General features: G+C 65.7%; 16 protein-coding genes. 5 read left to right on the top strand and 11 right to left on the bottom strand.

Going from position 1 to position 22,853, the window contains the following annotated elements:
* Positions 1–88: 88 nt before the first annotated feature.
* Both tadA and KVG96_RS02670 read right to left on the bottom strand, forming a co-directional pair.
* Positions 89–586, bottom strand: a complete 498-nt coding sequence (gene tadA, locus KVG96_RS02675) for a tRNA adenosine(34) deaminase TadA (protein ID WP_217890704.1) — start codon at positions 584–586, stop codon at positions 89–91.
* Positions 586–1,962 (bottom strand): multicopper oxidase family protein, encoded by a 1,377-nt coding sequence (locus tag KVG96_RS02670; RefSeq protein WP_217890703.1) that lies wholly within the window; start codon positions 1,960–1,962, stop codon positions 586–588. The genes tadA and KVG96_RS02670 overlap by 1 nt, the downstream gene beginning before the upstream one ends.
* A 184-nt stretch (positions 1,963–2,146) precedes the next feature.
* Here KVG96_RS02670 and KVG96_RS02665 point away from each other — a divergent pair, with 184 nt between their 5' ends.
* The gene (locus KVG96_RS02665) at positions 2,147–6,733 is read left to right on the top strand and encodes a membrane-targeted effector domain-containing toxin (RefSeq protein WP_217890702.1); all 4,587 of its coding nucleotides are present in this window, start codon (positions 2,147–2,149) and stop codon (positions 6,731–6,733) included.
* A 97-nt stretch (positions 6,734–6,830) separates the two neighbouring features.
* On the opposite strand, the gene guaA is transcribed toward KVG96_RS02665, so the two are convergent.
* From guaA to KVG96_RS02645, 4 genes are all read right to left on the bottom strand, one after another.
* Positions 6,831–8,408 (bottom strand): glutamine-hydrolyzing GMP synthase, encoded by a 1,578-nt coding sequence (gene guaA, locus KVG96_RS02660; protein WP_085586659.1) that lies wholly within the window; start codon positions 8,406–8,408, stop codon positions 6,831–6,833.
* A 96-nt stretch (positions 8,409–8,504) separates the two neighbouring features.
* A complete protein-coding gene (gene guaB / locus KVG96_RS02655) occupies positions 8,505–9,974 on the bottom strand; it encodes an IMP dehydrogenase (RefSeq protein WP_085586658.1) in 1,470 nt (489 codons plus the stop codon).
* 115 nt (positions 9,975–10,089) lie between these two features.
* Entirely contained in the window at positions 10,090–10,638 is a 549-nt protein-coding gene (locus tag KVG96_RS02650; RefSeq protein ID WP_217890701.1) for a sugar ABC transporter ATPase, read from the bottom strand.
* Positions 10,639–10,774: 136 nt separating this feature from the next.
* Positions 10,775–11,542: a sulfite exporter TauE/SafE family protein gene (locus tag KVG96_RS02645; RefSeq protein WP_217890700.1), complete on the bottom strand. Its 768-nt coding sequence runs from the start codon at positions 11,540–11,542 to the stop codon at positions 10,775–10,777.
* Positions 11,543–11,643: 101 nt separating this feature from the next.
* Here KVG96_RS02645 and KVG96_RS02640 point away from each other — a divergent pair, with 101 nt between their 5' ends.
* The 4 genes from KVG96_RS02640 (at position 11,644) to leuA (ending at position 17,140) form a co-directional block, all read left to right on the top strand.
* Positions 11,644–12,564, top strand: a complete 921-nt coding sequence (locus KVG96_RS02640; protein WP_217890699.1) for a LysR family transcriptional regulator — start codon at positions 11,644–11,646, stop codon at positions 12,562–12,564.
* 80 nt (positions 12,565–12,644) lie between these two features.
* Entirely contained in the window at positions 12,645–14,024 is a 1,380-nt protein-coding gene (xseA, locus tag KVG96_RS02635) for an exodeoxyribonuclease VII large subunit (RefSeq protein ID WP_217890698.1), read from the top strand.
* Between the two features lie 3 nt (positions 14,025–14,027).
* Positions 14,028–14,849 carry a peptidoglycan DD-metalloendopeptidase family protein gene (locus tag KVG96_RS02630; protein WP_217890697.1) on the top strand — a complete coding sequence of 274 codons (822 nt, stop codon included), beginning with the start codon at positions 14,028–14,030 and terminating at the stop codon, positions 14,847–14,849.
* Between the two features lie 611 nt (positions 14,850–15,460).
* Positions 15,461–17,140 carry a 2-isopropylmalate synthase gene (gene leuA, locus KVG96_RS02625; protein WP_085586652.1) on the top strand — a complete coding sequence of 560 codons (1,680 nt, stop codon included), beginning with the start codon at positions 15,461–15,463 and terminating at the stop codon, positions 17,138–17,140.
* 80 nt (positions 17,141–17,220) lie between these two features.
* Here leuA and KVG96_RS02620 read toward each other — a convergent pair whose 3' ends face one another.
* From KVG96_RS02620 to KVG96_RS02600, 5 genes are all read right to left on the bottom strand, one after another.
* Positions 17,221–18,012: an amidohydrolase gene (locus KVG96_RS02620; RefSeq protein WP_217890696.1), complete on the bottom strand. Its 792-nt coding sequence runs from the start codon at positions 18,010–18,012 to the stop codon at positions 17,221–17,223.
* Entirely contained in the window at positions 18,000–19,148 is a 1,149-nt protein-coding gene (locus KVG96_RS02615; RefSeq protein ID WP_217890695.1) for a pyridoxal phosphate-dependent aminotransferase, read from the bottom strand. The genes KVG96_RS02620 and KVG96_RS02615 overlap by 13 nt, the downstream gene beginning before the upstream one ends.
* A 252-nt stretch (positions 19,149–19,400) precedes the next feature.
* Positions 19,401–20,873 (bottom strand): ribosome biogenesis GTPase Der, encoded by a 1,473-nt coding sequence (gene der, locus KVG96_RS02610; RefSeq protein ID WP_217890694.1) that lies wholly within the window; start codon positions 20,871–20,873, stop codon positions 19,401–19,403.
* Between the two features lie 194 nt (positions 20,874–21,067).
* Positions 21,068–22,219 carry an outer membrane protein assembly factor BamB gene (gene bamB / locus KVG96_RS02605; protein WP_085586649.1) on the bottom strand — a complete coding sequence of 384 codons (1,152 nt, stop codon included), beginning with the start codon at positions 22,217–22,219 and terminating at the stop codon, positions 21,068–21,070.
* Positions 22,212–22,853, bottom strand: a complete 642-nt coding sequence (locus tag KVG96_RS02600) for a tetratricopeptide repeat protein (RefSeq protein ID WP_085586648.1) — start codon at positions 22,851–22,853, stop codon at positions 22,212–22,214. The genes bamB and KVG96_RS02600 overlap by 8 nt, the downstream gene beginning before the upstream one ends.

Here is a 22,853-nt window from a genome sequence, read left to right as displayed (position 1 = left end):
ACCGTGTGGGAGCCAGCCTGCTGGCGATGGCGTCCGCCAAGACGCCGCCGAATCGAAGCAGACAAGATCTCCCGCACGAAGCAGGCGTTCAGTCCGAAGACTTGGCGCGCCGCGCCCTGAAGAACTCGGTCAGCACCGCCCCGCATTCCTCCGCCAGCACCCCGCCCTCGTGCAGCACCCGATGGTTGAGAAAGCCCTGGGTGAAGAACTGCCCCTGGCTCTGCACGATCCCGGCCTTGGGCTCCGGCGCGCCGTACACCACCCGTGCGATGCGCGAATGCACGATCAGCCCGGCGCACATGCTGCACGGCTCCAGCGTCACATAGAGCGTGCTGCCCGGCAGGCGATAGTTGCCGGCCGCCTGGGCGGCGGCGCGGATGGCGACCATCTCGGCGTGGGCGCTGGGGTCGCTGGTGCTGATCGGGCAATTGAAGCCGCGGCCGACGATCTCGCCGTCCTGCACCAGCACCGCGCCCACCGGCACTTCGCCGAGGGCGGCGCCCTGCGCGGCCAGGGCCAGCGCCTCGCGCATGAAATCGCGGTCGCGGCTGCGGTCGATGATCGCCGCGGGGCGGATCTGGCGCATCACTTCACCTCGATGGCGGCCATCAGGCCGGTTTCCATGTGGTCGATCACATGGCAGTGGAACATCCACACCCCGGGGTTGTCCGCCACCAGCGCCACTTGCGCGCGCTCGTTCTTGCCCAGCAGGTAGGTGTCGGTGAAGTACGGAACGATCTTGCGCCGGTTCGACGCGAGCACCTTGAAGCTCATGCCGTGCAGGTGGATCGGGTGCTGGTACTGGGTCATGTTCTTGAGTTCGAAAATGTAGCTCTGGCCCAGCTTCAGGCTGGCGATCGGCCGGTCGGCGCAGGTCTTGTCGGTGATGTCCCAGGCCTTGCCGTTGATCTGCCACAGGCTCGGCGGCTTGCCGTTGTCGACGTTCACCGACACGGAACCGACCCATTCGAAATTGAAGTTGAGTTTCTCGGCCTTGGCCAGGTCCGGCTCGGCCACCGGGTTGGCGGGCAGCGCCTTCGGCCAATCGGTCGGCGCATCGTCGTTGGCCACCGAACGCAGGGTGCCCAGCCGCACCGGGCCGTTGCGCAGCGACAGTTCCTCGCCGGCCGCCGGGGCCTTGATCGCCAGGCAAATGCGCATGCCGGGGCCGAGCCAGTATTCCTTGCCCAGCGGCCGGGGCTCCACCGGGTTGCCGTCCAGCGCGTAGATCTGCGCCTCGACGCCGGGGATGTTGATGCGGTAGGTCAGGGTGTTGTCGAGGTTGAGCAGTCGCACCCGGGTGATCTGCCCGGCAGGCAGTTCGATCACCGGCGACGGCACGCCGTTGATGGTCGACAGCCGTCCGGCCGTGCCGCCACGGGCCGCTTCACGAGGGATGCTGAAGTCGACGAAGTTGCCCTCGTCGTCCACGTGCCAGTTCTTCAGGCTCAGGGTCTTTTCGTAGCGGAAGCCGGTCGGCTCGCGCTCCTCGACGATCAGCGGCCCCACCAGCCCGCGGCCGAGCTCTTCGCTGCTGCTCACATGCGGGTGATACCAGTAGCTGCCGGCGTCCGGCACGCGGAACCTGTAGTCGAAGTATTCGCCCGGCAGCACCGGCAATTGCGAGACGTACGGCACGCCGTCCATTTCCAGCGGCAGGCGGATGCCGTGCCAGTGGATGGTGGTGGCCACCGGCAGGCGGTTGATGAAGCGCACCCGCAGCCACTCGCCCTGACGCACGCGCAGTTCGGTGCCCGGCGCCGACGGGCCGAAGGCCCAGGCCTGGGTCTTGTGCCCGGCCACCAGCTCGACGTCCAGGGGCGCGGCGATCAGCTCGTAGTCATGGCCCGCGTCGGCCTCGGCTCTCTTGCCCAGCCAATAGCGCGATGCGCCCCCCGCGCCGACGCCAACGACAACAAGACCGGCCAGGCCACCGAGGATTTGGCGACGGGTAAAGGACATGAACTGGGCTACCTCACGGATCGACGGCGGGCACCGGGCCCGCAAAAGGCGAATACGATACACCCGCAACTGGCAAACGGTAAGGGCGACGTGGGGCCGCAGCGGCAAAGCGATAACTATGTACCGCACCAGCTCCGCACGGACGGGTCATGCTCCCGGCCCTTATCTCAAGGAGTGAGAGAGCATGATTCCAGACAACGACCGCCCGCTGCCCAACGCCGCCGACAAGGCCACGCTCAAGGCCATCGCCAGCCGCGTCATCACCGATTGCCCGAGCCTGCACGACACCGCTCGCGAAGTGGCCGGCGACCTGCTGAAAAAGCACGGCATCACCGGCCTCGACCCGGATCGGGTGTATTTCCACCGCTTCGATGCGGCCCAAAGCAATGGCCGGGCCTTCACCGGCTGGGAACACGTCAATGCCACGCCGACCTCGACGCTGACCCTCACCCAACTGGTGATCCAGCGCTTTCGCGTCGCCGACCAGGACAACGCCGACCTGCTCGACGTGTACGCAGGCTTCTATACCGCAGGCCCCGCCGCCGGCACCTTCAATGAAACCAACGAAGTCCGCCTGCACGGCGACGAAGTGCTGAAGGACTTCTGGAGCATCGATTTCAGCGCACTGTACAAGGAACGGCTGACCGCGTTCTGGCAGCGCTCAGGCGACGATTTCCGCATCCTGGCCAAATGCAACTTTCTGCTCAAGGCCGTGCAGGCCCGGGACAAGCGCCAACTGAGCGACGAAGATTTCCGCTTCGTCACACATGCCGCGCTCGGCCCGCTCACCTGGCCGGTCACGCTGGATTGGCTGCGGTCGGCGCAGGCCACGACGGGCACTGTCCGGACGCTGGATGTCGCCGGGTTCACCGCCACCGACATCCTGCGTTTCGTCGCGCCCAAGGGGCGGCAAATCGTTTACCTGCCCGGCGAGGCCAACGCCTTCACCGTGCTGGAAACCGCCACCGACATGCACTTCTGGATGTTGCTGCGGATGAACAAACCGCAGGACCGACAGGCGTTCATGACGCACTTCTCCCTCGCCGACCGCCAACAGATCAGCGACGACATCACCGATCTGATGAACCGCCTGGTCAGCAGTTGGGGCCGGTACGACCACCACCTGATCAACCAGAACGACACCGCCATCGGCGGCGACGCCTTCACCTGGCTGCAGGCGTCGGCCCGCGACGCCCTGTTCATCGAGGCCGAGCTGACGCTGGTGTCCAACGGCGACCTGCGCAAAAAGCTCTGGATCGGCTACCTCAGCGCCGGCATGAAAGTCTTCGCCCCGATGGCCGTCGTCGGCTGGCCGGTCGCATTGCCGTTGATCGGGGCGAGCATCGCCGACATGGGGCTGAACATCGATCAGGCGGTCAACGGCAGAACCCCCGAAGAGCGCAAGGCCGGCATTCTGGGGGCGGTGCTCGCCGGCATCGACCTGCTGCTGAACGTGTTGACCCTCGGCGGCCCCGGCTCCTTGGAGGAGGTCGGCCCCGCCGTCGAAGCGGCGGAGGCCAGCGAAACGGCGGAGCTGAAAAACGCAACGCAGCCGTCCGCCACACTCAAGCCATCACCCCCTACGGCGGATGCCCAAGCCGTCGAGCCTCCACGGCCTGAGTCCGGAATCCCGGCGTCCTACCGAACCGGCCTTACCCTCGACGACACGACGCTGAGCCGCGAACCGGGCCGCTTCCAGGGCATCCACAGCCTGCCGTCCGACCCGTCATGGGCCATCCGCCTCGGCGACGGCAGTTACTACGTGCGCTATGAAACCTCCGCGAACGGCACCGGCCACTGGGCCATCATCGACCCCGCCCGGCCGAATGCCTTCGTCCGTTCGATTCCCGTACGCCTGAACGCCGCCGGCCAGTGGGAACCCCTTCCCCGGCTCGGGCTCAAGGGCGGCATGGACGTGCCGCACGCCAGCACTTCAGCCGCGCAGCAATGGGCACAACTGCCCGGCACGCAGGTGCCCGAAATCGACGCCCCGGACATGCGCGCCTGGGCCCTGGGCGGCGCGGACGATGTCAGGCCGGTCACCGACGCCTTCGGCCGGACGCGCGCACTGAGCCGCTTCGAGCTGAGCCAGGAAACCGCGCGCGACAATCTGATCAGCGATGCCCGCGCCTGGTATGCGGCCAACCCCGTCACGCCGCGCCTGCCCGTCGCCACGGCGGCGGCCCTCGATTCACCGGACGACCTGCTCGACGCCGCCTTCGCGCAAAAGCCGGGGCTGGTCATCGGCGAAACGCAAGGCGGCATCGGCAGCAAGCAGTTCCTGATCGAAAACATGCCCGCCCTCGCCGGCCGGGGCGTGAAGACACTCTACGTGCAGCAACTGCTGGCCAACGTCAACCAGTCGGAACTGGACACGTTCGCCCTCACCGGCCAAATGCCTGCCGAACTGGAAGAGTACCTGCGCAAGCTCGACTTCATGTCCGGCAACGATCCCGATGGCCGGTTCACGCTCACCCGGGTGGTGAGGGCCGCCAATGCCGCAAAGATCCGGGTGCAGGCGCTCGACCTGTCCACCACCTACCACGTCAACCGCTCCGCGTTCGGCTCGGAGCCGGGCCTGCCGATGACCAGAAGTTTCTTCGCCGGCCAGGTCATCCGCTTCAACGAAGCCATCAAAGGCCCGGCCAGATGGGTGGCGTTGGTGAACCGGGAACACATGACCACTTTCAGGGGCCACCAAGGCATCACTGAACAGGCCGACGCCCTGAGCCTGCGTTTCGACGACGTGCCGCCAGGCCTTGAGGCGCCCATCGGCGCCGACCCCGGGGTGGTCGTCGAATACTACGACTACCCCGGCTCCCCGGTCGACGAGCCGCAGGGCGGAGGCGACCTGGATGCCGTGCAGGCCCGGATCCAGGGCACCTGGCGTGTGCAGATGCCGACGCCATGGGCCTACCGCACACCGCAGGAGCTGCGGGCCCTGTTGCCGGAACCCGGCATGTTCACCTTTCAGCGTTACCGCAACAGCATCCTGGTGGTCTACCGCAACGAGGCACAGCAGATGGCGGACAGCGTCGTGCGGATGACGCCCGGCGGCAGGATCAGTCTGCAGGTGCCGATGCGGCCCGAGTACGACTTCATCACGGCCGACGATTGCGATGAACTCAAGCAGGCCTTGATGGAGAGAGGTCTGCGGCCAATGGGGTGGCCACTGCCGCCGGAGACCGCTGCGCCGCCCCCGGCGGAACTGCCCCAGGGCAAACTGTTACGCTGGCAGGCCAACGAAGTGCTCGAAGGAAAAATGCCGGACGCCGGGCCCGGAAGGTTCCAGGGCATCTACCGGCTCGACGGCAACCCCGCGACGGCCATCAGCCTCGACGGCGATGCCTATTACGTGCGCTTCGAACCCGACGCCAACGGCCCCGGCACCTGGGCCATCGTCGACCCTGCCCGCCCGAACGCCTTTTCCGGCACCGTGCCGGTGCGCCTGAACGCCCAAGGCGAATGGGAACTGGCGCCGGGTGGCGGCCTGAAGGGCGGAGGCAACAACCTCAAGGGCATGTCCCGGACTGCCCCGGCGCCCGCCCCGCCATCGCCGCCACCGCTGCGCCTGCCGGTCACCGGCTACGACTCGCCCCCCCGCTACAGCCTCAGGAAACTGGCCCTGGGCGAACGGGAGACGCACATCAAAATCATGAGGTTGCCCGACGGCACGATGAAGGGGATCACCCCTTACGACGAACACGTTGCGGCCCTGCGACGCAAGTTGTCAGGGGACGTCCTTCGCTTCTTTGCTCGCAAGAACCTTTTCTCCTCCTTGCCCGCCCGTCCTCCGGTTCCTGCCCTCACACCGACGACCACCGCCGCAGACCTGATCGACAAGGTGTTCGCCTCGGCGCCCGGCCTGGTCGTGGGCGAGAGCCAGGATCGCATCGCCAGCCTGCGTTTTCTCATCGAAAACATGCCGAACCTGGCGCGGCAAGGGGTCAGAACCCTGTACGTCCACCGCCTGCTCAACGACTTCAGCCAAACCGACCTGAATGCGTTTTTCCGCACCGGGGAGATGTCCGGCGACCTGGAGCGGGCCCTGCGGCAGCTGCAAAGCGATCCGTCGGGCGTGCACACCCTGCTTGAAACGGTCAAGGCCGCACGCCTCAACGAGATCCGGGTGCAGGCGACCGATTGCCTGGCCAGCTACCGCTACCCCGATGCGTCCTTTACGGACAGGCAGGAACAGGCCATCAAGAACTACCTCACCCACACAGTCATGCAAGCCGATCAATCGCTCAACGGCGCAGGGAAATGGGTGGTCCTCACCGGTCAGGAAAACACCAATACCTTCCGGGGCGTGGCCGGCATCAGTGAATTGCAGGGCGGCATCGGCCTGCGCATCGAGGAGGTGCCGCTCGGAGAGGCAACGACCGTCGAGATCGACCAAGGCATCCGGACAGGCAAAGGCTATATGCACCAAGAGGCTCTCCAGCAAGGCGAATTCGACATGCTGTATGCCGACCTGAGCCTGAAGCTGGCGCAGCCTCCGGTCGCAAGAACGCCTGCGGATCTTGAGCGGATCCTGATGCGGCGCGGCATGTTCACCTTCGAGAAGGCCGAAGACGCCGTGACATTGATCCACCGCAGCCGGGACGGGCAGATCGTGCGCACGCCGCTCGAGCGGCCTGCGGACGGCACCTACCGGATCCATCGCCCCGGATGGGTCGGCCTCGAGCAGATGCATTTCGCCAGCCTTGAGGAAATGTCCTGGGCCTTGAGCGAAATGGGCATGAACCTCGAAGGCCGCTTGCCGCGCTGAGCCTTTGCCCGCCGGCGGATGCAAAAAGCCCCCGGTCTTGCGACCGGGGGCTTCGGGTGTCACAGGATCGGCCCCGCCGTGACGGGGCCGGCCGGGATCACTCCCACTCAATGGTCGCCGGCGGCTTGCTCGACACGTCGTAGGTGACGCGGGAGATGCCTTCGATCTCATTGATGATGCGGCCGGAAACGGTTTCCAGCAGTTCGTACGGCAGGTGCGCCCAACGGGCGGTCATGAAGTCGATGGTCTCGACGGCACGCAGGGCCACGACCCACGCGTAACGACGGCCGTCGCCGACCACGCCCACCGATTTCACCGGCTGGAACACCACGAACGCCTGGCTGACCTTGTGGTACCAGTCGGCCTTGCGCAGCTCTTCGATGAAGATGTGGTCGGCGCGGCGCAGCAGGTCCGCGTATTCCTTCTTCACTTCGCCGAGGATGCGCACGCCCAGGCCCGGGCCCGGGAACGGGTGACGGTAGACCATGTCGTACGGCAGGCCCAGCTCCAGGCCCAGACGGCGGACTTCGTCCTTGAACAGCTCGCGCAGCGGCTCGACCAGCTTCAGGTTCATCTCTTCCGGCAGGCCGCCCACGTTGTGGTGCGACTTGATCACGTGGGCCTTGCCGCTCTTGGCGCCGGCCGACTCGATCACGTCCGGGTAGATGGTGCCCTGGGCGAGGTACTTGATGTTGTTCAGCTTGCAGGACTCGGCATCGAACACGTCGATGAAGGTGCGGCCGATGATCTTGCGCTTCTTCTCAGGGTCGGCTTCGCCGGCCAGGTTGTTCAGGAACTGGTCTTCGGCGTTGGCGCGGATCACCTTGACGCCCATGTTCTCGGCGAACATGGCCATCACCTGGTCGCCTTCGTGCAGGCGCAGCAGGCCGTTGTCGACGAACACGCAGGTCAGCTGGTCGCCGATGGCCTTGTGCAGCAGCGCCGCGACCACCGAGGAATCGACGCCGCCGGACAGGCCCAGCAGCACGTTGTCGGTGCCGACCTGGGCACGGATGTTGGCGATGGCGTCTTCGGCGATCTTCGACGGCGTCCACAGGGCTTCGCAACCGCAGATGTCGAGGACGAAGCGCGACAGGATGCGGCCGCCCTGCTTGGTGTGGGTCACTTCCGGGTGGAACTGCACGCCGTAGTAGGCGCGCTCGTCGTTGAACATGCCGGCGATCGGGCAGCTCGGGGTGCTGGCCAGGATGTGGAAGTCTTCCGGCATCTTGGTGACCTTGTCGCCGTGGCTCATCCACACGTCGAGGCCGAACAGGCCGTCGGCGTCGATGTGGTCTTCGATGCCGTCGAGCAGGCGGCTCTTGCCGACCACATCGACACGGGCGTAGCCGAACTCACGCAGCTCGGAGCCTTCGACCTTGCCGCCCAGCTGCTCGGCCATGGTCTGCATGCCGTAGCAGATGCCGAAGACCGGCACGCCCAGGTCGAACACGGCCTGCGGGCAGCGAGGGCTGTCGGCGACGTGCACGGACTCGGGGCCGCCGGCGAGGATGACACCCTTCGGGGCGAATTCGCGGATCGCATCTTCGTCCATGTCGAACGGGTGCAGTTCGCAGTACACGCCGATCTCGCGCACGCGGCGGGCGATCAGTTGGGTGTACTGGGAACCGAAGTCGAGGATCAGGATGCGGTGAGCGTGAATATCGAGGGCCATGATTCAGTCTCGTCTTAAGTCAATCAGTAACAGTCGTGATTCAGAAACAACTCGGGGCTGAATGAACAGCCCCGGTTGCTTAGCGATTTTGAAGGCTCAACCTACGCGGTAGTTTGGCGCTTCCTTGGTGATCTGCACGTCGTGGACATGGGATTCGGCCATGCCGGCACCGGTGATCCGCACGAACTCAGGCTTGGTGCGCATCTCTTCGATGTTGGCGCTGCCGGTGTAGCCCATCGAGGAGCGCAGGCCGCCCATCAGCTGGTGGATGATCGCGGTCAGGGTGCCCTTGTACGGCACGCGGCCTTCGATGCCTTCCGGAACCAGTTTCTCGGCGCCGGCCGAGGAGTCCTGGAAGTAACGGTCGGAGGAACCCTGGGCCTGGGCCATCGCGCCCAGCGAGCCCATGCCGCGGTAGGCCTTGTAGGAACGGCCCTGGAACAGTTCGATCTCGCCCGGCGCCTCTTCGGTGCCGGCGAACATCGAACCCATCATCACGCAGGACGCGCCGGCCACGATGGCCTTGGACAGGTCGCCGGAGAAGCGGATGCCGCCGTCGGCGATCAACGGAACGCCGGTGCCCTCAAGGGCGGCGGCCACGTTGGCGATGGCGCTGATCTGCGGAACGCCGACACCGGCGACGATGCGGGTGGTGCAGATCGAGCCAGGGCCGATGCCGACCTTGACCGCGTCGGCGCCGGCTTCGGCCAGGGCCTTGGCGGCGGCGCCGGTGGCGATGTTGCCGCCGATCACCTGCACTTCAGGGAAGTTTTCCTTGACCCAGCGAACGCGGTCGATCACGCCCTTGGAGTGGCCGTGGGCGGTGTCGACCACCACCACGTCAACGCCGGCGTTGACCAGGGCGGCGACACGCTCGCCGGTGTCCTTGCCGGTGCCGACCGCAGCGCCGACGCGCAGACGACCCTGGTCGTCCTTGCTGGCCAGCGGGTAGGCCTTGGCCTTCTCGATGTCCTTGACGGTCATCATGCCCTTGAGGGCGAACTTGTCGTCGACGATCAGGACTTTTTCCAGGCGGTGCTTGTGCAGCAGCTCGCGGACTTCATTCTTGTCGGCGCCTTCGCGGACGGTGACCAGACGCTCTTTGGGGGTCATCACTTCGCGGACGCTGACGTCCAGGCGGTTCTCGAAACGCACGTCGCGGGAGGTGACGATGCCGACCAGGTCGCCGTCGTGCAGCACCGGCACGCCGGAGATGTTGTGCTGGCGGGTCAGTTCGAACAGGTCACGCACGGTGGCGTCGGCCTCGATGGTGATCGGGTCCTTGACCACGCCGGCCTCGAACTTCTTGACCTTGCGCACTTCGGCGGCCTGCTGTTCGATGGTCATGTTCTTGTGGATGATGCCAATGCCGCCTTCCTGAGCCATGGCGATGGCCAGACGGGCTTCAGTGACGGTGTCCATGGCGGCGGAAACCAGAGGAATGTTCAGCTCGATGCCACGGGTAAGGCGGGTCTTCAGGCTGACTTCGTTGGGAAGCACCTCGGAATAACCGGGCACTAGGAGAATGTCGTCGAAGGTCAGAGCTTCTTGGCTGATACGCAGCATCGCGGGGGCTCCCGGGCGGGAAAATGGAAGCGCGCCATTATACTCAGACACCCCGCCGGGCTCAATGCAAAACTCGCCTGACATCAATGTTGCTGATGTACGGAAAGCCTGGGGCCTAGAGCTCCACCTTGACCCAGCTCACCGGCTGGTCCAGCCAGTCGGCGAATTCGTCGATGAAGCTCTGCCTGAACCCCGCCTCCAGCCAGTTGTTGAAGATGAAACCCAAGTTGGAGAACGCGCACGGCTGCAGGAACAGAAAACCATTGATGTCATCTTCGTGCCCGCACTCGGGGCAGGTGAAGTTGTCGGTGCGGTTGGGCATCCAGTCTTCCAGGCTTTCGAACAGCGCTTCGCCCACCTCCTGGCGGCACTCGGCGCAGCCGGCCTCTTCGAGGAAGCCCTTGGCCGGTGTATAGATGCAGCGCTTGACGATGATCTCCAGGCCGTTGACCGGCTCGCCGAACGGCAGCGCCTCAGGGTGCAGCACCACCTCGCGGGCGCCTTCGGCGATCGCATGGCCCATGCGGTTGCCGGTGCGCCCGCAGGTGCTCAACTGTTCCTCGACGATGTTCTTGCGCACCAGCCAGCGCACGATGGCCCGGGCGCGGGGTTCGTGCACCGGCAAGGTGGAGATTTTCGGGACGAGGATGCTTTGCGAGTTCATGGAAAATCCTGCGGTGTGGCGGCTGACGCCTTCGCGGGCAAGCCCGCTCCCACACAGGTCACATGAACCCTGCGGGAGCGGGCTTGCCCGCGAAGGGGCCCGGAAGGCCGGCAGCTTAATCCCTGACGCGCTCCGGTCAAGTGCCCAGGTAACGCCCGATCAGCGCGATCCCGCTGGCCAGCACCAGCCAGGTCACCAGCCGCACGAACGCCTCGCGGGACAGGCGCGCGGTCAGCCGCCGCCCGGACCACAAGCCCAGCGCCATGGCCGGCATCAGGCACAGCGCGAGCATCAGCAAGGGTAGCTCGGCATACACCCCGGCGACGGCGAACAGGCTCAAACGCACCACCGTGCTGCAACTGATCAGCGCACTCTGCGTGGCCCGCGCCGCGTCCTTGGGCAACCTGCCGTTGAGGTAGATCGCATACAGAAACCCGCCGCTGCCGAACAGCGCGCCGAACAGCCCGCCCACCGTGCCCATCGGCAGCGCCCAGCCGGCGGCCAGCCGCGTCGGCCGAGCCTTGCCCCACAGGCTGTAGACCGCATACGCGCTGATGAACAGCCCCATCATCAGCAACAGCAGGTCGGACTTGAGGTTGAGCAGGAAAATCACCCCCAGCGTGCACCCCACCGCCATGCACGGCAGCAGGCGCAGCAGTTCCGGTTTCGCCACGTCCCGCCGCGACGGCAGCAGGTTGCCGAACGCGGCGACGAAATCCAGCAGCACCAGCAACGGCACGATCTTGGACAGCGGCATGAACAGGATCAGGATCGGCCCCGCCACCAGCGCCGTGCCGAAACCGGCGATGCCGAAGACCACATACGCCAGCGCCACCCCCGCGCCGACGGCGGCCCAGCCCCCGACACCCCACGACCATTCGTTCAACAATGCCGCCACGCTCATCCGTCCGCCTCCTCATGTCAGTCCGGAATGACTTTAGCCATCGGCGAGCCTTGCGACTAATATCGCCTGGGCCACCCAGCCATCTCAAAAAGGCATACCTCGTGCTCTCCACCCGCCAACTGCGCTACTTCGTGGAAATCGCCGACTGCGGCAGCTTCAGCGCCGCCGCCGAGCGCCTGTTCATCGCCCAGTCCGCGCTGAGCCGGCAGATCAAGGACATGGAGCAGCGCCTGCACACCCCGCTGTTCGAACGCACCGCCCGCCAGCCCAGGCTCACGGCGGCCGGCGAAGCCTTCCTGCCCCGGGCCCGCAACCTGCTCGCCGAACTGGACAAGGCCAGCGCCCTGGCCACCGAGGTCGGCACCGGCCGGCGCGGCACGGTGCGCCTGAGCCATTCCAGCACCGTGGCGCTCAGCGGTCGGCTGCTGGACGACATCGGCGTGTTCCTCGAGCGACTGCCCGGCGTGTCGCTGGACATCGGCAAGCTTTCCTCCGAAGCGCAGCTCGAAGAGCTTGCCGAGGGCCGTCTCGATGTCGGCCTGCTGCGCCTGCCGGTGCTGCGCCAGCGCGAAGGCGTCCAGGTGCTGCCGCTGTTCACCGAACGCCTGCTGCTGGCGGTGCCGGACACCCATCGGCTGGTCAAGAACGATGCGGCCATCGACTTGGCGCACTTGAAGGACGAGCCGTTCATCTCGATCCCGCACCCGCAGCGCGGCGGGCTCAGCTATTTATGCGCGGAGCTGTGCATGCGCCACGGTTTCTTCCCGAAAGCGGCACGGGTGATGTCGCGCAAGACCACGCAACTGCAACTGATCCAGGGCGGGTTCGGCATCGCCTTGCTGCCGGAGTCGATGCAGGCCATCGCCCCGCCGGGCGTGCGCTTCCTGCCCTTGGCCGACCCCGGCTGCCGAAGCACCGTCGCCCTCGCCTGCCGGCAGGATCCGCAACCGCTGATCCGACGTTTCATCGAAACCTTCACCGCCCGGCCTGCCGGCGATGACGTCATTGAGGGCAGCGCATAGCGGGCGAGAACAATCGCCCCCACAAGGGAATTGGGCGCAGTCATGGAGAATCGCCACCGAATGCCTTTACACTGCGCCCCATGATTAAAGATCCCTTTGCAAGGCTCGGCCTTGACCGCGAAGTCCTGACCGTCACCCAGCTCAACGGCCGCGCCCGCGTGCTGCTCGAAGACGTGTTCAGCAACATCTGGGTCGAAGGCGAAATCTCCAACCTGGCCCGCCCGGCGTCCGGCCACGTGTATTTCACCCTCAAGGACAGCGGCGCCCAGGTGCGCTGCGCGCTGTTCCGCCAGAACGCGGCGCGGGTGCGCCAGGCGCTGAAGGACGGCCTGGCGGTCAAGGTGCGCGGCAAGGTCTCGCTGTTCGAGGGCCGCGGCGACTATCAGCTGATCCTCGATACCGTGGAGCCGGCCGGCGACGGTGCCTTGCGCCTGGCATTCGACGCGCTGAAGGAAAAGCTCAGCGCCGAAGGCCTGTTCAGCGCCGAACGCAAAGTGCCGCTGCCGGCGCACCCGCAGCGCATCGGCATCATCAGTTCGCCGACCGGCGCGGTGATCCGCGACATCATCAGCGTGTTCCGCCGCCGCGCACCGCAGGTGCAACTGACGCTGATCCCCACCGCCGTGCAGGGCCGCGAGGCCACGGCGCAGATCGTCCGCGCCCTGAAGCTGGCGGACGCCCGCGGCTTCGATGCGTTGATCCTGGCCCGGGGCGGCGGTTCGCTGGAAGACCTCTGGTGCTTCAACGAAGAAGCCGTGGCCCGCGCCGTGGATGCCTGCGTGACGCCGATCGTCAGCGCCGTCGGCCATGAGACCGACGTGTCGATCAGCGACTTCGTGGCCGACGTGCGCGCACCCACGCCCTCCGCCGCCGCCGAACTGCTCGCCCCGGATTCCAGCCACCTGATCCGCCAGGTCGAAAGCCTGCACCGGCGCCTGGTGATGCGCATGCGCGACCGCCTGATGCGCGACCGCCTGCGCCTGGAAGGCATGACCCGCCGCCTGCGCCATCCCGGCGAACGCCTGCGTCAGCAAGCCCAGCGCCTGGACGACCTGGACATGCGCCTGCGCCGGGCCTTCGAGCGCCATTTGAACACCCGCCGCGAACGCCTGCTGCGCCTGGAGGCCCGCCTCGGCGGACAGCATCCGGGCCGCCAACTGGCCCTGCTGCGCCAACGCCTGGACAGCCTGGCCGAACGCCTGCCCCGGGCCATGCGCGAAGGCCTGAAGAGCCGGCGCCAGCAACTGCACAGCCAGATGCAGACCCTGCATGTGGTCAGCCCGCTGGCGACGCTCGGCCGGGGCTACAGCATCCTGCTGGACGAGCGCGGCAACGCGATCCGAAGCGCCGCGCAGACGCAGACTGGCCAGCGCCTCAAGGCCCGGCTCGGCGAAGGCGAACTGCACGTGCGCGTCGAGGACAATCACCTGACGCCTGTCACCCTTTCTCTACTGGACTGATCCATGCCGCGTTTCCTCGCTCCGCTGCTGTTGCTGTGCCTGACCTTCAATGCCCACGCCGACAGCTACATCACAAGGCTGTTGAACAAACCGGTGCCGGGCGGCGTGGCGGTGGTCGACCTGGGCAACGCCGCCCAGGCGCCCAAAGCCACCTACCAGGGCAAGCCGGTGCTGGTGGTCAAGGAACAGAACAACTGGCTGGCCATCGTCGGCGTGCCGCTGACGGTCAAGCCGGGCGTGCAGCAGATCAGCAGCGCCGGCCGCAGCCTGAACTTCACCGTGGGCAGCAAGAAATACCCGGAACAGCACATCACCCTGAAGAACACCCAGCAGGTCAACCCGAACCCGGCGAACCTCAAGCGCATCGAGGGCGAACTGGCCGAACAGATCAAGGCCTACCGCAGCTTCAGCCCGAACACGCCGAGCAACCTGCTGCTGGACAAACCGGTCAACGGACCGCTGTCGAGCAAGTTCGGCGTGCGCCGCTTCTTCAACGGCGAAGAGCGCAACCCCCATGCGGGCCTGGACTTCGCGGTGCCGGCCGGCACCCCGATCAAGACCCCGGCGGCGGGCAAGGTGATCCTGATCGGCAACTACTTCTTCAACGGCAACACAGTGTTCGTCGACCATGGCCAGGGCTTCATCAGCATGTTCTGCCACATGTCGAAGATCGACGTGACCAACGGCCAGCAGCTGGCCCGCGGCGCGGTGGTGGGCAAGGTCGGCGCCACCGGCCGGGCGACCGGGCCGCACATGCACTGGAACGTCAGCCTGAACGACGCGCGGGTGGATCCGGCGATCTTCATCGGCGCGTTCCAGCCCTGAGCCCGCGGTGAAAGCGCTGGCCTCATCGCGGGCAAGCCCGCTCCCACAAGGATCTCCGGTGATCCGCGACACCTGTGGGAGCTGGCTTGCCAGCGATGGCGGCAGTCCAAGCGCCGCAGGACATGATTAAGACAGTTGCTCCCACAGGGTCGGCAACTGACCTGAATCTTGTGCGCGACATCAATCACTGCGGGAGCGGGCTTGCCCCGGGCGGCGATCCGACGATGGCGATCTGAACATCAGCGCACCCCCCCGAAGAAACCGGGCTTTTCATCCCCAAGATCCCGTATCCGCCAATTGCGCCGACCCAAAACAGTGCGCAATCATTCAGAAATTCAGCGCCACCCGGCACAATAAAATCTCGCGAATCCCCGTTTTCCGAGTATTCCTCTCAAATTTTTCCCACTGCTTGCCATCCTCCCCCCTCACGGTTAGGGTTGAGGGCATGAAAACCTCTCACACCCTTATTCAGCTTCGCCAGCACCGCAGCCTGTGCCTCGTCAGCGCACGACTGCCGGGCTGAATCGCTGCGCCTCGTCTCTGCTTCTCTCCGAACATTCGTTCCACCGGCAGGCCGCCTCTTTTCGGCCCAGACAATAAGGAATTTCCCGATGAGCATGCTCAAAGACCCGTCTTCGAAATACCGCGCGTTTCCCGTGATCAACCTGCCGGACCGCACCTGGCCGTCGAAGACCATCGACGCCGCGCCGATCTGGTGCAGCTCCGACCTGCGTGACGGCAACCAGTCGCTGATAGAACCGATGGACTCGGCGAAAAAGCTGCGCTTCTGGAAGACCCTCGTGCAGGTGGGCGTGAAGGAAATCGAGGCCTCGTTCCCGGCCGCCTCGCAGACCGACTTCGACTTCGTGCGCACCCTGATCGAAGACGGCCACATCCCGGACGACACCACCATCCAGGTGCTCACCCAGGGCCGCGAAGACCTCATCGAGCGCACCTTCGAGTCCCTGCGCGGTGCCAAGAAAGCCATCGTTCACCTGTACAACGCCACCTCGCCGTCGTTCCGCCGCATCGTGTTCAACCAGGACAAGGACGGCATCAAGGCCATCGCGGTCAACGCCGCCAAGCTGTTCGTCAAATACGCCGCGCAGCAGCCGGAAACCGAGTGGACGTTCGAGTACTCGCCGGAAACCTTCAGCGCCACCGAGCTTGAGTTCGCCAAGGAGGTCTGTGACGCGGTGATCGAGGTCTGGAACCCGACGCCTGAGCGCAAGATGATCCTCAACCTGCCGGCCACCGTCGAATGCGCGACGCCGAACGTGTACGCCGACCAGATCGAATGGTTCGGCCGCCACATCAACCGCCGTGACAGCGTGATCATCAGCCTGCACACCCACAACGACCGCGGCACCGGCGTGGCCGCCACCGAGCTGGGCCTGATGGCCGGCGCCGACCGCGTCGAAGGCTGCCTGTTCGGCAACGGCGAGCGCACCGGCAACGTCGACCTCGTCACCGTGGCCCTGAACATGTACACCCAGGGCGTCGACCCTGAGCTGGACTTCTCCGACATCGACGGCGTGCGCAAGGTCGTCGAGGAGTGCAACCAGATCCAGGTGCACCCGCGTCACCCGTACGTCGGCGACCTGGTGCACACCGCGTTCTCCGGTTCCCACCAGGACGCGATCCGCAAGGGCTTCGCCCAGCAGAAATCCGACGCCCTGTGGGAAGTGCCGTACCTGCCGATCGACCCGGCCGACATCGGCCGCAGCTACGAGGCGGTGATCCGCGTCAACAGCCAGTCGGGCAAGGGCGGCATCGCCTACCTGCTGGAGCAGGAATACGGCATCAGCCTGCCGCGCCGCATGCAGATCGAGTTCAGCCAGGTCGTGCAGCGCGAGACCGACCGCCTGGGCCTGGAGATGACCGCCCAGCAGATCCATGCGTTGCTCCACACCGAATACCTGCAGGCCAACACTCCGTACGCGCTGGTCAGCCATCGCCTGCAGGAAGAGAACGGCCACAGCGCCGTCGAAGTGGAAGTGGCGAGCAAGGGCCAGGGCGAAACCAACCTGCATTGGCGCGGCAAAGGCAACGGCGCGCTCGAAGCGCTGGTGGCCGGCCTGCCGATTCCGGTGGAGATCATGGACTACAACGAACACGCCATCGGCGCGGGCACCAACGCCAAGGCAGCGGCCTACATCGAGTTGCGGGTGAACGGCGAACGTGCGGTGCACGGCGTGGGCATCGATGAGAACATCACCACCGCCAGCTTCAAGGCCCTGTTCAGCGCGCTGAACCGCTCCCTGAGCCAGCCGGAAGCGAAAGCCGCGTAACCGGCCGCCGCCATGCAAAAGGCCCCAGGGTGCGAACCCTGGGGCCTTTCTTTTTGCCGGATGGTTTTGCGTTCACCGCTTCAAGTGAACTCGAACGTGTCCGCATCCAGGTTCGCCGGGAAGCGCTCACGGTAGGCCGCCAGCGTCGCCGCCTCCAGCACCACGCGGAACACGCCGTCCGCCTCCCCCGCCGCCAGCAGGGTTTCGCCCTGGAAGTCCAGCACCTGGCTGTCGCCGGTGTAGGCGAAGCCCTTGCCGTCGGTGCCGATGCGGTTGACCGCCGCCACGTAGCACAGGTTCTCGATGGCCCGCGCGGGCAGCAGACGGTTCCAGTGCTGCCGACGGGCGCCCGGCCAGTTGGCGGTGTACAGCAGCAGGTCGGTGTCCTGGGCGTCGCGGCTCCACACCGGAAAACGCAGGTCGTAGCAGATCAGCGGACGCACGCGCCAGCCCTTGAGCTCGAACTGCACCTGCCGCTCGCCCGGCGTGTAGTGGTTGTGCTCGCCGGCCATGCGGAACAGGTGACGCTTGTCGTAGTGCAGCACCTCGCCGTCCGGCCGCGCCCACAGCAAGCGGTTGCGGTGGCTGCCGTCGGCGGCCTGGATGATCACGCTGCCGGTGACCACGGCCTCCAGCTTCGCCGCCTGGGCCCGCAGCCATTTGCTGGTCGGGCCGTTCTCGGCTTCGGCCAGCGTCTCGGACGCCATGGAGAACCCGGTGGTGAACATCTCCGGCAGGATCACCAGATCAGCTCCACGGGCCTGCTCCAGCAGCGCCTCGAAATGCTCCAGGTTGGCCTGGCGGTCGTGCCAGGCCAGGCTGGTCTGGATCAGCGCCACATCAAGGTCGGGCAACGCACTCAGATCACGCATAGTTTTGCCGCCGCTTCGCGCAGCGTCTCCTCGCGTTTGGCAAAGCACAGGCGCACCAGGCGCTGGCCTTGCGGTGGATGCTGGCAGAACACCGACACCGGGATGCTGGCCACGCCATGCTCGCGGGTCATCCACATCGCCATCTCGACATCGTTCAGGTCGGGACGGATCTGCGAATAGTCGACCAGTTGGAAATAGGTGCCGGCCACCCGGGTGAACCGGAACCGCGAAGGCGCCAGCAGATCGCAGAACAGGTCGCGCTTGGCCTGGTAGAACGCCGGCAGTTCTTCGACGTGCTCAGGATGCGCGGCCATGTAGTCGGCCAGGGCGTACTGCAGAGGCGTCACCCCGCAGAAACTGACGTACTGGTGCACCTTGCGCAGCTCGGCGCTCAGGGCCGGCGGCGCCACGACGTAGCCGGTCTTCCAGCCGGTGACGTGATAGGTCTTGCCGAACGAGCTGACCACGAACGCACGCTGATACAGCTCCTCGTGGGCCAGCACGCTGACATGGGCCACGCCGTCGTACACCAGGTGCTCGTAGACTTCGTCGCTGATCACATAGATGTCGCGGTCGCGGATCAGCTCGGCCAACCGGTCGAGCTCGGCACGGCTGATCAGGGCGCCGCTGGGGTTGTGCGGGGTGTTGAGGATGATCATCCGCGTGCGCGGGCCGATGGCGGCGCTGAGCCGGTCGAAATCAATGGCGAAATCGTCCAGGGCGAGCTGCACGTGCACGCAACGGCCGCCGGCCAGTTCCACCGCCGGCTCGTAGCTGTCGTAGGCCGGGTCGAACACGATGACTTCGTCGCCGCTGCGGATGACCGCCTGGATGGCGCAGAAGATCGCTTGGGTCGCGCCGGGGGTGACCGTCACTTCATTGTCGGCATCCACGCTGGCGCCGTAGCTGCGGGCGATCTTCGCCGCGATCTGCTCGCGCAGCGCCGGCAGGCCGGTCATCGGCGAATACTGGTTATGGCCGCTGGCGATGTGGCGCCCGACGGCGTCGCGCAGCGCCTGGGGGCCGTCGAAATCGGGAAAGCCCTGTGACAGGTTGATCGCTCCGGTCTGCGCCGCGAGCTGAGACATCTGCGTGAAGATGGTGATGCCGACATTCGGCAGCTTGCTGGTGATCATCGATAGCCCCTTGCAGGTGAGCCGCCAGTTTCAAGCTGTAGGGCAGGGGGGTCAAGCGCTAAGCCACAAGCCGCAAGCTCCAAGCTCCAAGCTCCAAGCTCCAAGCTCCAAGCTGCTGGCGTTAGACCGACAGGCACAAAAAAGGGCTCTGAAAAGAGCCCCTATGGCTTTTGCCTTGCTTGTAGCTTGTAGCTTGTAGCTTGTGGCTTGTGGCTTGTGGCTTGCAGCTTAAGGCTTGAAGCTTGCGCTGCCCTACTTCCTATCGCGGCGCTTCTTCTCGGCTTTCTTGTGGTGCGACATCAAGCGACGCTTCTTGTTGACCTGGCGGTCGGTCAGCGTGTTCTTGTTGCCTTCGTACGGGTTCTCGCCGCCCTTGAACTCGATGCGGATCGGCGTACCGACCAGCTTCAGCACACGACGGTAGGTGTTCTCCAGATAGCGCACATACGACTTCGGCACTTTCTCGATCTGGTTGCCGTGGATCACGATCAGCGGCGGGTTCGCGCCGCCCAGGTGGGCATAGCGCAGCTTGATCCGGCGGCCGTTGACCATCGGCGGCTGGTGCTCGCTGACCGCGTCTTCGAGGATCTGGGTCAGGCGGCTGGTCGGCCAGCGGGTGACCGCCGACTTGAACGAGTTCTGCACCGAACCGTAGAGGTTGCCCACGCCGGTGCCGTGCAGCGCCGAGATGAAATGGATGTCGGCGAAGTCGACGAAGAACAGCCGGCGTTCCAGCTCGGTCTTCACGTAGTCACGCTCGCCCGGGGTCATGCCGTCCCACTTGTTGAGCGCGATCACCATCGCACGGCCTGCCTCGAGGGCGAAGCCCAGCAGGTTGAGGTCGTGGTCGACCACGCCTTCGCGGGCGTCCATCACGAAGATCACCACGTTGGCGTCCTTGATCGCCTGCAAGGTCTTCACCACGGAGAACTTTTCGACTTCCTCGTGGATCTTGCCGCGCTTGCGCACACCGGCGGTGTCGATCAGCGTGTACTTCTCTTCGTTGCGCTCGAAGGGAATGTAGATGCTGTCGCGGGTGGTGCCGGGCTGGTCGTAGACGATCACGCGCTCTTCGCCGAGCATGCGGTTGACCAGGGTCGACTTGCCGACGTTCGGGCGACCGATGATGGCGATCTTGATGCCGTCCTTCTCGCTCGGGCCGGGAATGCGCTTGGCTTCCTCGCCTTCGGCGACGTCTTCTTCCTCTTCGCCGTCCTGCGGCTCGTCATCATCCTTGGGGAAATCGCCCAGGGCGGTCTCCAGCAGCTGGGTGATGCCGCGGCCGTGGGCGCCGGCGATCGGGATGGCGTCGCCCATGCCCATCGGGGCGAATTCGGCGCGGGCCATTTCCGGGTCGATGTTGTCGACCTTGTTGGCGACCACGAAGGAACGCTTGTTACGCTTGCGCAAGTGCTCGGCGATCATCTGGTCGGCGGCGGTGAAGCCGGCCTTGGCGTCCACCAGGAACAGGACGACATCCGCTTCTTCGATGGCCAGCAGCGACTGCTCGGCCATCTTTTCGTCCATGCCGTACTCGTCGCCGGAGATGCCGCCGGTGTCGATCAGAATGTAGGAGCGCCCTTGCCACTTGGCCTCACCGTACTGGCGATCACGGGTCAGACCGGACAGGTCGCCGACGATGGCGTCGCGGGTCCGGGTCAGGCGGTTGAACAAGGTGGACTTGCCGACGTTCGGTCGGCCCACCAGGGCGATTACGGGAACCATGCGGCTCTCCACTGCGTTATTTCAGAAAATACAAAAGCCGCTGCGTGGCAGCGGCTGGTGCTCGGGGCTGCTCTGCGGGGGGCTGCCGGCGAAAAAACGTACCGCCGAAGCAGCACGCGTCATCGTTGACGCCCTACGCGGGCAAGCCCGCTCCCACAGGTGAAGCCGCTTGGGGAATTCCCCAAGCATAGTTGTTACTTGATGGTCAGGGCTTCCAGTTTGCCGCTGTTGCCATACACATAGATCGTATCGCCCACCACCAGCGGACGTGCGCGCAGGCCGTCGCTGTCGATGCGCTCACGGCCGACGAAACGGCCGTCCACCTGGCTCAGCAGGTGCAGGTAACCTTCCAGGTCACCGACCGCCACGTAGCTGGAGAACACTTCCGGCGCCGACAGTTGACGGCGGGCCAGCGAGTCGTTGCTCCACAGCGCGGTGGTGGAACGCTCGTCGACGCCTTCGACGGTGCCCGAAGACAGGCTCACGTAGACGCTGCCGAAACCTTGGGCCAGGCCCGCGTAGCTCGACGCGTCGCGCTGCCACAGCTGACGGCCGCTCTCCAGGTCCAGCGCCGCGACGCGGCCCTGGTAGCTGGCGACGTACAGGGTACCGCCGGACAGCAGCAGGCCGCCGTCGATGTCGACCACACGCTCCAGCTCGGAACGGCCCTGCGGAATCGCGATGCGCTGTTCCCACACCGGCACGCCGTTGGAGATGTCCACCGCGACCACCTTGCCGGTCGACAGGCCGGCCACCGCCAGGCGGTTGGTGACGATCGGCGCGCTGGTGCCGCGCAGGGTCAGCACGGCCGGGGTGCTGTCATACACCCAGCGCTGGTTGCCGGTGGAGGCGTCCAGACCGATCAGACGGTCGTCCTGGGTCTGCACCACCACCACGTCGCCGTTGTTGGCCGGCGGCGCGAGGACTTCGCTGTTGACCCGCGAACGCCACTTCTCTTCGCCGTTGATGGCATCGAGCGCGACGACTTCGCCGCGCAGCGTGCCGATCAGCACCAGGCCGTAACCCACACCCACGGCGCCGGACACCGGCAGCTCAAGGTCCTTTTTCCACTTCACGTCGCCGTTGCTGCGGTCCAGGCCCATCACGATGCCGGTCACGTCGGCGGCGTAGATGCTGTCGCCGTCGATCGCCGGCACCAACATGTTGTAGGTTTCGCCCTGACCGTCACCGATCGAGCGGCTCCACTGCTTGTGCAGGACCACTTCCTCTTTGAAGTCGGTCAGTTCGGCCGGTGGCAGTTCCTTTTTGCTGTTGCTGCTGCAACCCGCGGCCAGAATGGCCAGAGCCAGCACTGCTGCATGCTTCCAACCGATCACGTCACGCATCCCCTTTGGCCAGGTCGTCCAGCTTGATTTGAAGGCCACCGACCGCTGCCTCGTCCGACAGCGCCGCCTTGGCCTTTTGATACGCCGCGTTCGCTTCGTCGGTACGGCCCAGCTGCACCAGCAGGTCGCCCTTGAGTTCTTCGCGGGTGGCGAGGAACGCCTTGTCGGCGTCGCCTTCGAGCAGCTTCAGGGCTTCGTCGGCCTTGTTCTGCGCACCCAGCACCTGCGCCATGCGCTGACGGGCGATTTCGCCCAGCGCCGGGTTGGCCGGCTTGTCGATGATGGCCTTGAGCTCGGTCGCCGCATCGTCCAGCTTGCCGCTGTCGACGGCCACCTTGGCCACGAACAGGCTGCCGTACTGCGCGTAGGCGCTGCCGCCGAATTCGCTGTTGAGCTTGCCGGCCAGGTCCGTGACGCGGGCGGCGTCAGGCTTGCCGTCAGGGGTCAGCGTGGTTTCCAGCAATTGCTGATAGAGCACCGAAGCGCCCTGCGCCTGGTTGCTCTGGTACTTGTGAAAAGCCTGCCAGCCGAACACGATGACCAGCGCCAACAGGCCGCCGGTGACCAGAGGTTTGCCGTTGCGTGCCCACCAGTCCTTCAAATCCGCCAACTGTTCGTCTTCGGTACTCGACAC

Source organism: Pseudomonas ekonensis, from assembly GCF_019145435.1.
Lineage (GTDB): Bacteria > Pseudomonadota > Gammaproteobacteria > Pseudomonadales > Pseudomonadaceae > Aquipseudomonas > Aquipseudomonas ekonensis.
The sequence above is the reverse complement of the archived record's forward strand: the minus strand, read 5'-3'. Positions and strand labels throughout refer to the sequence as shown.

Bases quoted from the DNA above. Each gene is read 5' to 3' on its own strand.
- leuA (WP_085586652.1), top strand. From the start codon at position 15,461: ATGAGCATGCTCAAAGACCCGTCTTCGAAATACCGCGCGTTTCCCGTG.
- KVG96_RS02665 (WP_217890702.1), top strand. From the start codon at position 2,147: ATGATTCCAGACAACGACCGCCCGCTGCCCAACGCCGCCGACAAGGCC.
- xseA (WP_217890698.1), top strand. From the start codon at position 12,645: ATGATTAAAGATCCCTTTGCAAGGCTCGGCCTTGACCGCGAAGTCCTG.
- tadA (WP_217890704.1), bottom strand. From the start codon at position 586: ATGCGCCAGATCCGCCCCGCGGCGATCATCGACCGCAGCCGCGACCGC.
- KVG96_RS02630 (WP_217890697.1), top strand. From the start codon at position 14,028: ATGCCGCGTTTCCTCGCTCCGCTGCTGTTGCTGTGCCTGACCTTCAAT.
- KVG96_RS02620 (WP_217890696.1), bottom strand. From the start codon at position 18,012: ATGCGTGATCTGAGTGCGTTGCCCGACCTTGATGTGGCGCTGATCCAG.
- bamB (WP_085586649.1), bottom strand. From the start codon at position 22,219: ATGCGTGACGTGATCGGTTGGAAGCATGCAGCAGTGCTGGCTCTGGCC.
- KVG96_RS02615 (WP_217890695.1), bottom strand. From the start codon at position 19,148: ATGATCACCAGCAAGCTGCCGAATGTCGGCATCACCATCTTCACGCAG.
- der (WP_217890694.1), bottom strand. From the start codon at position 20,873: ATGGTTCCCGTAATCGCCCTGGTGGGCCGACCGAACGTCGGCAAGTCC.
- KVG96_RS02650 (WP_217890701.1), bottom strand. From the start codon at position 10,638: ATGAACTCGCAAAGCATCCTCGTCCCGAAAATCTCCACCTTGCCGGTG.
- guaB (WP_085586658.1), bottom strand. From the start codon at position 9,974: ATGCTGCGTATCAGCCAAGAAGCTCTGACCTTCGACGACATTCTCCTA.
- guaA (WP_085586659.1), bottom strand. From the start codon at position 8,408: ATGGCCCTCGATATTCACGCTCACCGCATCCTGATCCTCGACTTCGGT.
- KVG96_RS02670 (WP_217890703.1), bottom strand. From the start codon at position 1,962: ATGTCCTTTACCCGTCGCCAAATCCTCGGTGGCCTGGCCGGTCTTGTT.
- KVG96_RS02645 (WP_217890700.1), bottom strand. From the start codon at position 11,542: ATGAGCGTGGCGGCATTGTTGAACGAATGGTCGTGGGGTGTCGGGGGC.